At 41.3% G+C, this 16,827-nt stretch carries 11 protein-coding genes; 10 read left to right on the forward strand and 1 reads right to left on the reverse strand.

The annotated features are described in order from the left end of the window. Positions 1-287 precede the first annotated feature (287 nt). From FW758_RS21425 to FW758_RS21440, 4 genes are read left to right on the forward strand one after another with little or no spacing between them, the layout of a single operon-like run. Positions 288-920: a Tn7 transposase TnsA N-terminal domain-containing protein gene (locus FW758_RS21425; RefSeq protein WP_446446450.1), complete on the forward strand. Its 633-nt coding sequence runs from the start codon at positions 288-290 to the stop codon at positions 918-920. Then, a complete protein-coding gene (locus tag FW758_RS21430; RefSeq protein ID WP_446446451.1) occupies positions 901-2,835 on the forward strand; it encodes a transposase in 1,935 nt (644 codons plus the stop codon). Before FW758_RS21425 ends, FW758_RS21430 begins: the two co-directional genes overlap by 20 nt. Before the next feature lie 9 nt (positions 2,836-2,844). Next, on the forward strand, positions 2,845-3,759 hold the full coding sequence (locus FW758_RS21435; protein ID WP_006087149.1) for a TniB family NTP-binding protein: 915 nt from the start codon (positions 2,845-2,847) through the stop codon (positions 3,757-3,759). 5 nt (positions 3,760-3,764) lie between these two features. Next, a complete protein-coding gene (locus FW758_RS21440) occupies positions 3,765-5,330 on the forward strand; it encodes a TniQ family protein (protein WP_446446452.1) in 1,566 nt (521 codons plus the stop codon). A 1,504-nt stretch (positions 5,331-6,834) separates the two neighbouring features. Here the strand turns inward: FW758_RS21440 and FW758_RS21445 are convergent. Beyond that, entirely contained in the window at positions 6,835-7,698 is an 864-nt protein-coding gene (locus FW758_RS21445) for a Crp/Fnr family transcriptional regulator (RefSeq protein ID WP_446446453.1), read from the reverse strand. Positions 7,699-7,998: 300 nt separating this feature from the next. On the opposite strand from FW758_RS21445, the gene FW758_RS21450 reads away from it, so the two are divergent. The 6 genes from FW758_RS21450 (at position 7,999) to FW758_RS21475 (ending at position 15,382) form a co-directional block, all read left to right on the forward strand. After that, positions 7,999-8,928 (forward strand): DmsE family decaheme c-type cytochrome, encoded by a 930-nt coding sequence (locus FW758_RS21450; RefSeq protein WP_446446454.1) that lies wholly within the window; start codon positions 7,999-8,001, stop codon positions 8,926-8,928. A gap of 14 nt (positions 8,929-8,942) precedes the next feature. Further along, positions 8,943-10,946 carry an MtrB/PioB family decaheme-associated outer membrane protein gene (locus FW758_RS21455; protein WP_446446455.1) on the forward strand — a complete coding sequence of 668 codons (2,004 nt, stop codon included), beginning with the start codon at positions 8,943-8,945 and terminating at the stop codon, positions 10,944-10,946. 19 nt (positions 10,947-10,965) lie between these two features. Further along, positions 10,966-13,509 (forward strand): DMSO/selenate family reductase complex A subunit, encoded by a 2,544-nt coding sequence (locus tag FW758_RS21460; RefSeq protein ID WP_446446456.1) that lies wholly within the window; start codon positions 10,966-10,968, stop codon positions 13,507-13,509. 12 nt (positions 13,510-13,521) lie between these two features. Next, positions 13,522-14,199, forward strand: coding sequence for a DMSO/selenate family reductase complex B subunit (locus FW758_RS21465; RefSeq protein ID WP_446446457.1), 678 nt, complete (start codon positions 13,522-13,524; stop codon positions 14,197-14,199). A gap of 66 nt (positions 14,200-14,265) precedes the next feature. Further along, the gene (locus FW758_RS21470) at positions 14,266-14,931 is read left to right on the forward strand and encodes a TorD/DmsD family molecular chaperone (protein ID WP_446446458.1); all 666 of its coding nucleotides are present in this window, start codon (positions 14,266-14,268) and stop codon (positions 14,929-14,931) included. A 10-nt stretch (positions 14,932-14,941) separates the two neighbouring features. After that, entirely contained in the window at positions 14,942-15,382 is a 441-nt protein-coding gene (locus tag FW758_RS21475) for a hypothetical protein (RefSeq protein ID WP_012197111.1), read from the forward strand. The last annotated feature ends 1,445 nt before the right edge of the window (positions 15,383-16,827 follow it).

The raw sequence follows: 16,827 nt of genomic DNA on the forward strand, positions 1-16,827 counted from the left end.
AATAATATCCGAATTTAATATGGAATTAATAGGTGTGAACTTCATAAGTTTATGATTTTATTTTTGTTTATTTTTGACACCATCATTCGTCACTGCTCTCGAATACAGCGTGTGTTTTCGTGAAAAATATAAACAAGTCAATATGAAAACGTGAGGCGCCGATGGGTGGCAACATATTTACGATATTCAACAAATATTCAAACCTCTCTTGCGTTCGCTAAAAATATTTATTTACACAATAATTTGGAATCACTAATGTGTATATCTATCCATAAAGCGAGGTTAATATGAAACCCAGAAAAATTCCGCGACACAGTAAAGTGATGGCGCGCATTCATTTCCATTCACAAAAAAATGATTCTACACGTTTCTGTGATAGTGAACTAGAAGTTGCTCGATTATTGCTATTGGAGTTTGAGGATGATGTCATTGCATATAATACCCAACCGGCGTCATTTACATATCTCATCAACGGAAAAAATAGACGTTATACGCCTGATCTCATTATTTCACATAAACATAAAGGGGTGTATTTCGAGGAAATTAAACCAAAAGACAAACTCGGTAGTCAAAAAAATATTGAAAAATTCGATATTCTCTCAAAAGCCTTTGCCGCCATCTCTGACAATGGTTTAAAGCTCGTTACTGAAGAACAAATCTATGTCGGCAGTACAATTGCAAATCTAAAAAAACTCTATCATTACCGGTCACTTACGCTGTCAGAACAATGCCAGCAGGTAATGCAAGAATTACCCGCGCGTATCACATATTGTGGTCTCATTAGCTGGGCAGAATCTCATCAATGTCATGTTTATGATCCGATGATCCTATTAGCAAATCGATGCTACACATTCGACTTAACTTGTATGTTAAGCCCATTAACTCATCTGGAAAGATCTTATGGCTCAACAAATCTTTAAAGCCAATATGGTTATTTGTCGCAATAATCGTGACTACCGGATAGTCATGCTCGATGACACGTTAGTGACACTAGAGGTTGTGGACAGCAAACATCATCAGGTGTTATCGATTGACCAGCTATTGTCTGAATATCAACTAGGAAGTTTGAGCCTCCCTAAGACAAATCTGAATCTTGACCAATCTTGGCTAAACGAACAACAGAAGGCTGATCTTCGGCGTTATAACACCTACCTAAACTATCTAGACAAACTCGAATACCCAGGTGCAATACGTTCACTCAATATGGCTATTTCGACCTGCGGAGAGATATTAAATGAACCGGTGAATTGCCGTCCATCAACATCAACACTGCGGCGCTGGTATTCAAAATGGCTAAACAATAATAGACAATTCATCTATCTGCTGGCCTCCAGAAAACACGATCCAAACCTGACACTCAGCTGCAGAATCGATGCAGCGATGCGTTCTCTCGTCGACGATGTCATTGATAGTTTTTATCTGACTCTTAATGGCCCCAACGCGGCGGATTGTTACCGAACGCTTATGCAACAACACAGGCGCATGGCACTTGACTGCCCAATGATATCAAAATCGACATTTTACAGAGAAATAAAAAAATTAGATGAAAGCGTTATTATTAGGCGGCGGCAAGGTTCGGTCGCTGCAAATAAATATCTGCGCACTGCAAACCATCAATATCAGGTCAATGGGCTATTTGAAAGATGTGAAATGGATGCGGTTCACGTCGGTATTTATCTCGTTGATCAACATGGCGATATCGTTGGGAAGCCGATCATTTTCTTGATGATTGATGCTTTTAGCCGCTGCATTATGGGAATGCATATCAGTATCCAAGAAGGAGAAACCACTAATGCAGCGGTGAGCGCATTACGCCATGCCATTTTGCCCAAATCCAATCAACAATATTCCTTTATGGAAAATCCATGGACATGCCATGGTACGCCCATGGATCTGTACGTCGATTCTGGCGCAGCATTCATTAATGAATCATTCGACGCACTATTAGCTCAACTCAAGATCAATCGAATCGCTGGGCCGTCACGCCAGCCCTGGAAACACAGTTTTATTGAACGCTTTAATCGTACGTTACGCGACAAACTCAAGGGGATACCAGGATATGTCGGAAAATTAACGGATGGTTTCACCTATGATCACCCGGCAAAGCACTATGCCACCCTGACGGTCGAGGAATTCGAAAAGATTGTCTGTATTCTCATCAATGATATATACCATCAAGAAGCGCATGCAGGAGTAGGAAATCAAACGCCAATAGCGATGTGGAACACACATATTCGCTATTCACCGGCTATTGTGCCTGCCAATGTTGCGATATTTGATCTTTACCTGCGGCAACAAAAACGAGGCACACTCCAGCAATTAAAGGGATTGCAGTATAAAAATCAGTTTTTTAATTGCATGGAATTACGAAGCCTTTTTGAACAATTAAACAAGAATAGTCGTGATCGCGGCAAAGTCACTTTTTATGTTGATGAGCTAAACGCCAGTAATATCATGGTCATTAACCCGTTAAACCAATCTGTGTTAACTGTGCCTAACACCAACAAATTAGCTTGGGGAAAAACCTTCCTGCAACTGAAAATGACCAAGAAAATTTTCATGCCTAACGCAGGCGAACTGAAGGTCAACGATATCACAAAACAGGCCCTCGAGCGCAAAAAAAAAGCCGCTCGAGACGTGAAAACGAGCCACAATCTTGCCGATGAGGCGTTGTCCATGGACACACCGCTGACTCAAGATGTTATTCAAGGCATGTTAACTAAACGTGAAAAAGTGGCTCATCAAGCGCTGGTATTATCGCCAGCAAAACCGACGGGCAGCGATGTCCCAGAATCCGCCGTGATCCCTAAAATAATCAATTACCAAACCAGCTAGGAATAACACATGGATCACTATCAACCTCAACGAAAGCCTATTACCACAGCATTTTTATCTCGTTCAGTTTACCACTTTGAGTGCAATGCAGTGATTGCGGCATTAGAACGCAGCCTGAAAACAACTGGCCTTAATCCGACTGGGCTGATGATTGTTGGCGATTCTGGTCTTGGTAAATCCACAGCGCTGAGATTGTTTGAACAACGATTCAGTCGACCTGCAACAGAAACACATTCCTACAAAACAGTCGCCAATGTCGTGACCCCTGTGGATGCCAGTGTGAAAAGCTTGTGCTCCGCACTACTGAAGGTCTTGGGTTGCCCGACGCCAGACAGAGGAACCGCCAACAGTATGTTCACTCGGATCACCACCTTGATCCATGAGCTCGATACAAAAATCATCATTTTTGATGAAATTCAACATCTAACTGAGCGTAATGCCCAGAAAAAAACGCGGCCAGTTATCAATCTCGTTAAAAACCTGATGACCGAAACAAACTGTCCGGTCGTGCTCGTTGGTATGCCTGACGCGACAGAACTATTGAGCATGGATCCGCAATTAGCACGACGATTTTCGAAATCGGTGACGCTCAAGCCTTTTAGTATGACTGATGAACTCATCACTGAGGAATACACGGCCTATGATCTGTATGTTTCATTTCTCCACTCGATTGCGTCTTTCATGCCAATCAAAACCATTAATCTCATCGATCCGAATGTTGCTCGTCGTCTCCTTGCCGCCAGTCGCGGAAAAATTTCTATCATTATTAAAATTTTGGAGTTTGTGATCGAGAATAGCCTTGACGGTAAGAAGGCGACGTTACTCGATTTTTCCACCGCGTTCCGTGATATTGCTGATCATGACATCTCACATTGTCCGTTTTTAATCACGAGCAACCAATTAGAAAAGTGGTATTTTTCATGAGTGCAATGACATTACCCATCAGATTGCGCCCCTATGAGGCCGAATCCCTGCCGTCCTACCTATGTCGGTTAGCCACCGTCAATGGCTGGTCAACCATGGCCGAATTTTTATTGGTCATGGGGATAAAGAAAACCAAAATCGATCCGAATGTCTCGCTTGACCGCCTAGTGCAATTAACCCACCTTCCCCACTCGGAGTTTTTACCGCGCATGGAGGAGATCCCAAGGTCCATGCCAGCGCGGATGTTCTATCAACACTCCCCCAGATTTTGTCCTATTTGCATCGGCACCACACCGTACGTGCGTCATGTCGAGCACTTTAAGACAGCGCTATTTTGTTTAAAACATCGTTGTAAACGCATTGATCAGTGTCCCTGTTGTCAGCATCCCCTCACTTGGCAGCAGCATCTATTTAGTCACTGTTTGCAGTGCAAACAACCCTGGGCCACTTTACCCGCCAACCATGAAATCGATGTTGATTATCAACAATGGATTGAACAAGAAGAAGGCGCAGAGGAGCGGTTGCACTTATTGCATCGGGCAATCACCCGTCTGATTTATCCGACCGATCTCGATCCCCTTCCACCAAACCACAAATTGAGTCTAGACAGTCAGTACATTCTCGATGCATTTCACCTGTTGCAAGGCCGTTTTGACCTGATTTGGGGCAAACAATGTGCCGAAGATCGTCACTATCTCAGCCTCTTTGGTGAACATCATGTGCAGTCCCCCCTCACCAGCTTGCGTGAGCTGAATGGCTTACCGGCTCAGGTGGCTGAAACCCAATCCACATGGCCCAGTTATACCGTGCACGACAGAGTGGATAAACATCCACACATTACAGTGCCTTTAGCGTGTCGAGTGAGTACATTTTACCTGCGTCAGCTGCTCGACTTAACGGCTGTTCAACTGAGTATTCTCGAGGACAGTGGCCATTTTGATAGCCTATACCACCTATCCAATTCACGGCACCGAACTTATGATATGCGCCAAATTTATCGCTGGTTTAAGACACGTATTAGCCAAGATAAATGTGCCTATTACCCTGAACAGAGTTTTAACAAACTGCTTATGATGTATGGCATCGAGTTCAGTCGACTGTTCGAGGGGATCCATCAGGGAAAATTTCGAATAGCCTTGGCCAGCTACAATGAGCAATTAACACTCCACCTGGCCGCTGAGGATGTGAAACAGTTTGTCGAAGATAATGAAGTATTTGATCCACAAGAAGACAAATCGCAAAAGTGGGTTGCTAGGCGTTTGAGGATCCATTTTGCGGGAATGAAGGAGATGATCCGCCCAGGCCTATTTGCCTGCAGCCGCAATCGTGACATCACACGCGCGTCATTGCAGGCAGTGTTAGTGCAATATTCATCATTACAGCGCTGGTGTTACCTGCGTAGTTACCACCGTTATAGTGTTGAACGTGTGATGGTCGAGGCACAAATTATCCCCATTTTTAGCTCAACGTATTGCACTCTGTTGACCCATGAACAGTTAGCGCAATTGGCAATGCTCACCGACAGCCGAGCCGAACTTCAATTAGAAAACAATCCAAAATGGGTGGTGTAGTGTCATTTTTGCATGAAGCGACACTTCGACAATTCCAAGGGCAATGTGAGCCACAAACGGTTATAAACTTTCATGCTGTTGCAACGCTAAATCGCCGATTAAATGCGTATAAATCGACATTTGAAGGCGATTTTGCCTTAAAACGGCTATAAATCAGGGTGAACCTGCCGATTTAACATAAGCACGAATTGCGCGCAGTCGACCCCAGATGCCTTAACGCCTGATAAAGATCATATAAGTAAATCAGACGCCACAAGCTCATCTCAATAGCGGTCGTAGGCCTGACACAAAATACACTTGGCTCTGTCAAACGGAAGGGACTGTGAATGGGTTGAGGCTTAGCTGATGCAAGGGGCTCACGAAAAAGCGCCCCACCAAGGGCGCTTAGTCAACCAAGATCTAACCCAGCGATCAATGCCACATTACGATGTATGACAAGCATTTGAACAATAGTAGCAACCGTTTGATTGCGTATAATGTTTTTTTGCTTCTTTCACTGCAGAAGTACAATTATCATAAATACCAAAATACAATCGATTATCTTCAATGGGAAGATATGTACATGTACTCTTGTGGACCTCATGATCGCCATTATCTTGTGCTTTATTATTTACATAGTAAAAAGCCATATTTGTATCTCCCTTGTATACCCCTATGAAATTAAGGGCTAACAAGTAAATGCGGTCACAAAATGGCCAATTCAATACAGCGTATTGAAAAGTATAAGCATTTCATACTTACGACTGATTCCGCCCTTCAGATACCTCTATTTTGAGCATACAAATTGCTCCTATAAGCAGACTATATAAGGTAGAAAGTTGAATTGTACGACTGTTAGTAATTTATAACGGCGTAGGATAATAAGAAGCTTAACCTCCATAACTTCTGAGTAGGTTGATGTTGAACAGTTACGGTTAGTTATTAATACGAATGACTTTTAAATGGGATTGATGTCCATAACACAGCCACCCTTATAGCCTCCCCAGCATGCCATATATTGGCTCTAACGGTTTTTCGTTACTTTTCGCGTTTATCAAATAAGTAAATGCGCCAGCATTGATTGACAAAGCTTCAATTTTCCAAGGCTATCATGTTTGAAGTGCGATTATATCAATCTTAAAATTATGATTTACTTGCGCTAATTACTCAACATAATAGTGCTATGGGAAACAGGTGAGATTGCAGATTGATGAAAATAAATTTTATTTCATTTTAAGATAGCAATAAATATCAATATTTTATCTATCATTTTAAATTAATTTTCAAGTTTAAATTAAAAATAACCAGACTACAGAACTTTATAACTTGATTGTTTTAGTGGAAGTTGAAAAAATAAGTCAAGAATTCACAATATTGAATGTGTGTGGGCATAAGAAACTTATAAATAAGTTAAAAGTGAGATTAATTCACAACACAAGCTGCAGGAATTGTTTTTATGGTATATAAATATCCTTCCTTACATATGATAGAATATTTATCATTGAAGGAGTTCAATCTATCACTTTTAATAGTTATTGATATAAATCATGTTGTTAGACTTAAATTTTAGCATGTTATTTGATTTACAACCGCTTGCATCTTCTCTGCCTAAGGGGCATGGTGATAAGTCCTCAAGAAGATTTTTATTAAAAAACATATAATTACCAACCCTTTTAAACAATCCTTTTTTGCGAAGAGTATTCAACATTAGGTCAAGTTTAATTATACTTATATGTAAAATGCCTGCTATCTCCCCTCTAGTTAGTTTAATATTAACCTTAAGCCATTCATCTTTGAAGTCTATTTCAAAAACAGTTAATATGTCGAATACTAGCTTTACTAATTTTTCCTCAGGAGAAGATGTTAATAAAAATATCGCTAAAGCCGTCTGCCTTTCCATAAAATAATTTGAGCTAAACATAAATTTTTTAAATAATTCAATATCCGAATTCGATAAGCTGTTAATCAACATTTTATCTATAAAAGTTACTTTACTATCCCTCGCAATAATTATTTGTTTGCAACAAGTACATTTATCTTCCAAGAGTAAATGATAATCAGTCAGTCTCTCAGGTACAATAGCATTAACAAACTTAGGCCTTGTATAATCATTAGTCCGTTTAGCATAAAAAATCAACCCCTCATCTAAATATATGAATTTATTCAATAATAAGCTCTTGCTTATAACACTTCCTTTTTGTAAAACTTTCTGTTCTCCATTGCGATGTATAAACGCCACTATAGATTTTTCAACTTTTTCAGGGAAAAATATTGTTGATTGTTCTTTCATTTTCCCAATTAGCTCTACCGCTCTCATAATAAAACCATTAACTGTTAAAGTTGTATGGGCCATAGTAATTAAAACAAGGAACAATAATATCAATTTCATTCTTTAACAATTTAATCTGTGACAAAAATCCCGCCTCACATAAAAATGTGATAACCGTCATGAATGGTATTAATAAAAGCATTGTGACAATCATCACCATTTATTTTCGAATGTTCATATGTATATAGACATATTTTTATTTTTTTTGTGTTTAAATTATTAACAGTTAAAGATGAACACTAAAAAGACAAATTATTCATGTTTTGTCTGATTAAGAAAGCTTACTGCGACCATTTATGACTCAATCACTTTAAATGATTTATTTTCTATGGCTGTCAATTTGTAACATGAGGTTTAATAATGAAATTTTTATTATCAATAACATTGTTTTTTTTCATTCCTTACGCCAATTCTACGCCTTGGGAAAATTTATCAACAGGACAGCTAGAGCAAGTCCTAGAACAAAAATTTGTTGCTGGTAATTATTCTTCTAAAGGTGCTGATAGCTGCCTAATATGCCATAAAAAAAATAACAAAGTAATGGCTATTTTCGATGGCAAACATGGTGACATGAGCCATTCCAATTCCCCCATGGCTGGATTGCAGTGCGAATCCTGTCACGGCCCTATAGGTAACCATAACAAAGGGGGAAAAGAGCCAATGATCACCTTCGGTCGAGACAGCAAGTTATCCGCCCCAACGCAAAATACAGTGTGCTTGGGTTGTCACCAAAATACCGCAAAAGCGGGTTGGCATAATAGCTTGCATAATCTGGAGGAAATCGCCTGTGCCTCCTGCCATCAGGTGCATGCCGCTAAAGACCCAATCTTAGACAAACAACAAGTTAATCAGACCTGTACCTCATGTCATACCCGCGAAAAAGCGGACATGAGCAAACGTTCATCCCATCCGTTGAAATGGGACCAGATGACCTGTATCGATTGCCATGCCCCCCACGGTTCATCGAATGAGAGTGCCCTCAAAAAAGCCACGGTAAATGACACTTGTTATAGCTGTCATGCCGAAAAACGCGGCCCCTTCCTATGGGAGCATGCGCCCGTCACCGAAAACTGCTCAACCTGCCATAACCCTCACGGCAGCGTGAACGAGTCCCTGGTTAAACAACGTGTGCCGCAGTTATGCCAACAATGTCATGCCGACGATGGCCATGCGAGCCGCGTAGTTAGCCAACCGAGTACCAATGCTTTTGGGGCGGGTATGGGGTGTTTAAATTGCCATAGCCAAATCCACGGATCCAACCACCCTGCTGGCAGCAATTTTGCGCGTTGATTAAGGAGTCTGAAATGAAGTTTAAATTGAATTTAATCACCATTGGATTGATTGCCGCCTCTGCAAGCGTTAACGCCGCAGACTTTTCAGTTAAGCAAGCCAATATCAACCAGGTCAACACCAGCGCCTATCAATGTAAGGCCTGTACCGTGAAGCTGGGCTACCAAGGCGAAGTCAATGCCAATGTTGGTTGGGCAAGCAGTGACGATATCCACTCAGGTAATAGCTTTGGCGACAGTGATGCGGGCTGGCGTAGCAGTGTCGGTGGCGATGTGAGTTATCGACAGGGTGAATACCACGCAGCAATGCAAGCTGATGAACTCGGTTCGGACAACGGTTATCTGCACCTCGAAGCCGTCAAAAACAATCTGGGCGGTGTCCAACTCGATTACAGCCTACTGACCCGTTATGACGCCACGGCCCAAACCCAACTATGGCATAACAATGGATTGCTGCTACCCGATAGTCACACTAGCTCCCTTGACCTCGAATTACAACGTGAAAAAGTCGGTATCGGCCTTGAGGGTGATTTAGATGCACTGCTTAATGGCCTTAAGGGTTATATCAACTATGACCACGAGGATAAAACGGGAAATCGTCGCAGCAGTTTATTAGCCAACTCTGGCCCAATAAACTTCGCCTTACCCGTGGATGCGACCACTCAAAATATCAATGCCGGTATCAGCATCGACCAGCACCAATGGCAGAGTGAACTGGCCTATAACGGCAGTTACTACCGCAATCACATTAATCACTTAAGTCTGCCCTATGCCGACAATGTGTATGCCGCCACTCCGGATAACGATGCCCATCAAGTCTCGTTGACAGGCCAATATTTGCTTGGCAGCAGTGTGATTAACGGCCGCCTTGCCACAGGCCGAATGATCCAGGATGACAATCTAATCCAAGTCAGCGGTAATCCCCTGCAAAACTGGGACGGTGAAGTGGAGACCTTAGACGCGCGTATCGGCTTTAGCAGTATGTTAAGCCCCCGCTGGCGCCTGAACGGTCAACTGGATTACAGCGATCGCGATAATAAAAGCTCTACCTGGGACTTTGCCCAATTTGAAGTCGACAACGTCAGTGGCGCCTTTAAGCAAAACGTGGCGATGGATATTCAGCGTACCAACTTCAAACTGCAGAGTAGTTACCGTTTCAACAGCGACTATCGCTTACTCGGCGGCTTTGATTACAAAGCGGTTGAGCGTAACTATACCGAGCGTGAAGAGACCGAAGATAGCGCGCTATGGGCTAAGCTGACTATCCGCGCCATCCCTAAAACGATGGTAGATCTTAAAGCCAGTTACGAAACCCGTGATGGCTCAACCTACGACAGTCTAGAAGCCACCTCAATCGAAGAAAACCCGCTGCTACGCAAGTTTTACCTTGCTGATAGAAACCGTAATGGGCTCGAACTCAGGGTTAATCATACTCCCCTGCAATGGCTAACGGTTGATTTCGATGCCCATTACAACAACGACAACTACGACAGTATCCTTATTGGTTTAACGGGGGTGAAGGACTACGGGTACAACGTACAACTCAGTGCCCAGCTGTGCAACAGACTCAACGTTTTTGCTAACGCAGGGCAACAGTGGATTGAGTCTGACATGGCGGGAAGCCAAGCTTATGCCTCCCCTGATTGGTACACCAATGTCGACGATGAATTTATCGACTTCAATATTGGTTTTACCTACGACGGCCTGATGGATGACCGCTTAAGCATTGGGGGAAATTACCAATTTGCGAACTCCGCAAGTGACACCCTAATCACCACAACCTCAGACCAACCTTATGGCGATTACTACTCCTACAGCCACAACCTTGAGCTGTATGGCCGTTATGCCCTGAACGAGCGCATGGGACTCAAGCTGAGCTACCAGTACGAACGTTACTACGACACTGACTACGCCGAGGTCAGCCCCTATGCCGTCCCAGGATTAGTGACCTTGGGTGAGCTTAATCATAACTACAACGCGCATCTGCTGATGTTGACCTTCAGCTACATGCTGCCTTGATTTAACAGAGGTGAAGAGAATGGAACGTAGAAGTTTTTTAAAGATGAGTGCCGCAGTGACCGCTGTTGCAACAGTTTCTGGATGCAATAAAAGTGCTAGTGAAGCTAATGTTGTACCACCGACGACAATACCCACGGATGAAGTAATTAATTGGTCCGCTTGTTTGGTTAACTGTGGCTCGAACTGTCCTATAAAAGTCTTCAGTAAAGATGGGATTATCACCCGTATAGAAACAGACCATGAAACAACAGATGAATATGGCGTTAATCATCAAGCAAGAGCCTGTCCCAGAGGTCGCTCATTAAGGCAACGAACGTATGCTACCGATAGATTACGCTCACCAATGAAGCGTGTTGGTAAACGTGGCGATGCCCAATTTATTCCCATTACTTGGGAACAAGCTTACTCAGACATAGCCACAAAATTACAAGCCATTAAAGATACTTATGGTGCTGAATCTATATATCTGCATTATGGTACAGGGGCATACTATGGCTTTTCGTCCAATACAGCTACTTGGGGACGCCTATTAAATTTAAATGGGGGCTTTCTCGATCACCACTGGGACTATTCTTGGGCTGGCGTCTATGCGGCATGTATAGCAACATATGGGGATCAATGGGACAGTATTAGTGGAACCTCTCTAAGCGAAATAGAAAACTCCGACCTGTTTATCGGTTTTGGCTTTAACCCAAATGAAATTCGCATGAGTGGTAGTGGCGAAGGTTACGACTTTATCAAAGCACTTGAGAATAACGCAAAAGGCATCAAAGTGTGGATGATTGAGCCTCGTTACACTGATTCTATGCGTGGTAATGAAGATGAATGGCTTGCCATTCGCCCTGGAACAGATGCCGCATTAGTTGAAGCTATTATTTATCAGATGATTAACTCAGGTTGGGTAGACACAAATGCGAAGTCATTTTTAGATAAGTATGTTCTAGGTTACGACCGGAATTCTCTAGTTAATGCTAAAGCTTCCATAGCATTACATTCAGATCCATTCATCGCATCACATGCACAATATGTAGACCCAGATCAAAACTATTTTGATTACATCATGGGACAAGGTATTTACTCCGCTAGCGGAGCTAAAACACCTAGTTGGGCTGCCGCGATCTGTGGTATTTCAGAAAGTAAGATCAAACAATTAGCTAACGCTATTATGGCTGCCGAAGCGCCTTACATCTCTGCAGGCGCAGGTATCAGTCGACATGCTAACGGTGACCAAGCAACCCGTGCTGTTTATACGCTGGCCATCATGACAGGTAAGATTGGCGGTTCAGGTGTGAACAGTGGTGCAATGCCTACCAGTTATAGCTTTGGCGTATCAGGTATGCCGGCAGGCACAAACCCTGTAGAAATAACAATCCCAGTATTTACATGGTCTGATGCTATTGTTCGAGGCAAAGAGTTTACAGGAACCACAGACGGAGTTCGTTACAAGACGAGTGGCAGCCAAGAACGAATCGATAACAACCCTGCGAAATTAACTACCAATATCAAAGCCGTTATTAACTGTGCAGGTAATGCACTGGTAAATCAACACTCTGATAGCAACGGTACCGCTGAGATCTTACGAGACGAGACACAGTGTGAGTTAGTGATAGTCAGTGATTGTTGGATGACACCTTCAGCCAAATTTGCCGACTATCTGCTACCTGATAGCACTTGGCTTGAATCTGTTGACTATGCCAATGATTCCTATGCGTCAGGGCAAATGGCTTACGCAACCTTTATGAGCACATCACTCACTCCTCTTGGCAAAGCACAATCAATGTATGAAATATGCTCAGGCATAGCCAAGGCGATGGGTAAAGAGTCTGAATATACCAATGGGCTAACAGGCCAACAATGGTGTCAAAAACTCTACAGCGAAACTAAGGCGATGAATCCCGACGTTGCGATGCCTAATTCTTATGAAGAAGCTCAAAAAGTCGGAGTGTTTCGCAAATACATGCCTGCATCAACAATAGCCTATGAATTATTTATTCAAAACCCAACAGCAAATCCACGCCCAACGGTCTCTGGAAAGTTTGAAATTTTCTCAATTTCTCTTGCTCGCAAAGCGGCAACTTGGATATTACCTGCTGGTGACAAGATCACTGCGCTTCCACAATATGTTGTAACCTGGGACGGCTATGAAGATTCTACCGCGATCAATGCTGGCTACCCACTACAGCTCTGTGGCTATCACACCAAAGGTCGAACCCATTCCAGTTATCATAATGTCCCTTGGTTACGTGAAGCGGTTGAAGATGCTGTGTGGATGAATCCAATTGATGCAGTTCAGCGTGGCTTAGCCGATGGTGATAAAGTCCATATTTTCAATGATAGAGGTACGATAGAAATCCCAGTCAGATTGACACCTAGAGTAACACCGGGAGTGTGCTCCTTAGGGCAAGGCGCATGGTACAAACCAGATAGTAATGGTCGAATTGGTCCATCCGGACATGTGATTGATGTTGGTGGTTGTATTAACGCATTGACCAAATACCATCCGTCACCCATTACAAAGGGGAATCCACAACATACCAATCGTGTTCAGGTTGTAAAAGCTTAGGGGTAATCAAAAATGACAGAAAAAACTCAATTAGGATTCTATTTCGATAGTAGTAAATGTACAGGTTGTAAGACTTGTCACATTGCTTGTAAAGACCGAATGGTTGGAAAAATTCGGAACAAAGATGATGTGGCATCAAATGGCGTAGCTTCCCTTCCTGGTATGTTATGGCGTCGAGTATACGAATACGGTGGAGGAACCTGGAGTCAGAATAGTGATAATAGCTTTGAACAAAACGTATTTGCTTACTACACCTCGATTAGTTGTAACCATTGTTCAGAACCTGTTTGTGTAAAAGCCTGCCCAACAGGAGCGATGCACAAACGCAAGGAAGATGGTCTGGTATTAGTAGAAGAATCACTTTGTATTGGTTGTCAAAGCTGCTCTAGAGCATGTCCTTACGATGCTCCGCAAATTGATAGAGATCGTAAAGTAATGACTAAGTGCGATGGTTGCTACGATCGTCTAGCCGAAGGGAAAAAGCCTATTTGTGTAGAAGGCTGCCCTTTGCGAGCATTAGATTTTGATACGATGGAAAATCTACGGAAAAAATATGGCAATGGGGATGGTCACCTTGCTCCTTTACCTTCGCAATCAATAACTTCGCCAAATTTAATTGTAAAAGCCTCTCGAAAATCAAAATCGACAGGCAATGATGATGGTAGGGTGTTGAATATACGCGAAGTTTAATTGCCATCTAAGTTAAGGTGCAATGTAAATTGCACCTTTTAATTATAAAAAGATAAGTTAATCTTTATGAAAAAAATTAATCTTGAAACACTCAATGAATTGAAAGCTATATCAAATATTTTACACTCAGTACTGATGTTGTATCCTGAGGCAGAATTACTAAATCAGTTCAAAAAACAAAACATAGTCAAAGAATGGCCAAGACTAACTAATTCAAAAAAAGAATCACAGGCTTTAGATGAACTTTCTCGATTTCTAACACAATGGAATGATAAAAATGATGAACTCATTAAGCTTAAATTAGATTATGGAATGGTTTTTTATGGTCCAAATACTCCAAAAGCAACACCTTGGGGGTCAACCTATTTATCACCTTCGCAGCTTTTAAATGACAGTAGCACTATTGAGTTAAAACAATTTTACGTTCAACATGGAATCAATATTAAAACCGAAGTGAATGAACCCATTGATCATATAGGATTGTTTATGGCTGTATTAAGTTTTCTACTAGAGAAAATAATAGAAAACCCAGATATTGATGATTATAAATTGGTTTTCAATGAGCTGCTAGAAGTTCATTTATTGCCTTGGGGTAAGCGATGTTTACAGTTAGCCAGTGAAAGATCAAGTTCAGATTATTATAAAGGATTTTCAGGGTTAGGGTTGGAGTTTTTTGAATATTTAATTAACGCTTTTAATTTACAAATTAAAATACGAAGCATTTATCGCTGAGGTTAAAATAATGACATTTTTAAGTTCTTTAAGTCAACAATGGGAGAAGTCTTGTTTAGGTCATGCGTTAAGCCAGAAATTCATGATTTATAGTCAAATAAATCAGTTTTTTACTGGTGCAACAAACCTGAACTCAGTAACGTGTATAATGGCAGCATTAGTATATAATGAAGGTAGTCCAGAATGGTTGCCAAAAAAAATAAATTATAAAAATTTATCAGATGAACAAATTTTAAATTGCCTACTAATTAGCTGTCAACTGTTATTCATAAAAGCTGTAGAAGGAAATGAACTCAGCCAATGTGAAAGATTAATATTTACATTGTCCAATATTTGGGTGAATAACTTCTCACCTAAACATACTTATATTGGCAACTTAATAAATAAGATATGTCATCAACTAGATGACATATCCTTTGAAACCAGATTGAAAAACAAGTCAATGATATAATTTATGTTAAGCACATTAACCAGACTATATAAATCTGATTTATGGGTACGATTTAAGACTAAACGACCGTTATGATATCTATGGTCAACGACAGACTCTTTAATGTAAGCTTTTTACCTAAATTGATTAAACAAAACAATAGCGGCTGCTCTGATCGGCATAATCCACTTTTTCCTTGTCTATCGTGCCAAAACCTCCATACAAATCTTTAACTGGAAACACTATAAACTAAACTTTGATTAGCTTTCTTTCAACATTAATGAAGAGGTTATCGCAATGTGGAAAGCGAAAACTAAGCATTATAAGAAAAGTCATCTCATTGTCAGAGGTGAACTTGGTGATCAAAAATGGACAACTATTTAGGTACTTTTATGTACTGAATTGAATTTCACTTCAATCCAAGCTTTTTCAACCAAACCCGCGTCAATGGCAACTTATCAAGGCGTTTACTCAAATTCCCCCGATCACGAACCTTCGCCGTGATCACCGTCTTCGACATTGACATAGCCCCTTCAAACTCACCAACGGCCTTCACTAACCGCGAGTCTTCAGCAACCCAGCTCTTACGCTGCCTCAATGGCTTCACCGCTGATAACAAAATGCCTTCAAGACCTCTCGGTCATGGTAATAAAATGAAAGAACGCTCAGCTATGAGCTTTGATGTCTTTTCTACATCGATTGACGTACATCAAGTAGCTCTACAACGGCATCCAAGTGCTTTATCTGTGCACTCAATCAATTAGTTATTTTGATCATGCTTTTTTCTCAAAAGATTGTCTTCGTTGAATTCAAATAGTCTTCACATTAATTCCATGCTTACACTTCTGATAAAAATAGAGTGATAAATTATTTAAAAAACTATAATATTAAATATAAATAAAGTCATATTTCGGCCATCTTCAATAAAATGCTGATTGGTTTATTAGCGCTTAAAATCATAAATTATGACAATTTAATGCCTCACAAAGAAAATCGTATTTTCTAACTCGTTGTTTCTACGTATTTCCCCAACTCATTTTGTATGACAAGCCACACAATGTTCGTGGCCACTCAGAATGAGATTTCGCGGCAGACTGAGATTTGCTTTTTTTCCGCCGAAATTTTCTGGGCCATCTTACCTGCTCTTATTTGTGTATTGGTACGATTAACTAAGTTTGTTGCTTGGGGACTAGATGATGGTTTGTTGCTATTTGCTGGTAAATGGAAAACGCAGTTTTTGTGACGCGTTGCTACGTGAATTCTTTAGAGTGTTGGCCGGCATAGCCCTCTATTATTCACGTAGCAACGCGTTCTTTTTGACTGGTATCAATATTGCTAACGTCAATTTGGCATTTGCTTGTCTAAGACGGCGTTCAAGTAAATATCTTGGAAATTTCGGCTAAATGACTTTGCAGTCCGTTTATGCCGACTAACTGATAAATATATACATCGCCTGCCTGGGACTC

Source organism: Shewanella sp. 1180_01 (genome assembly GCF_052850535.1).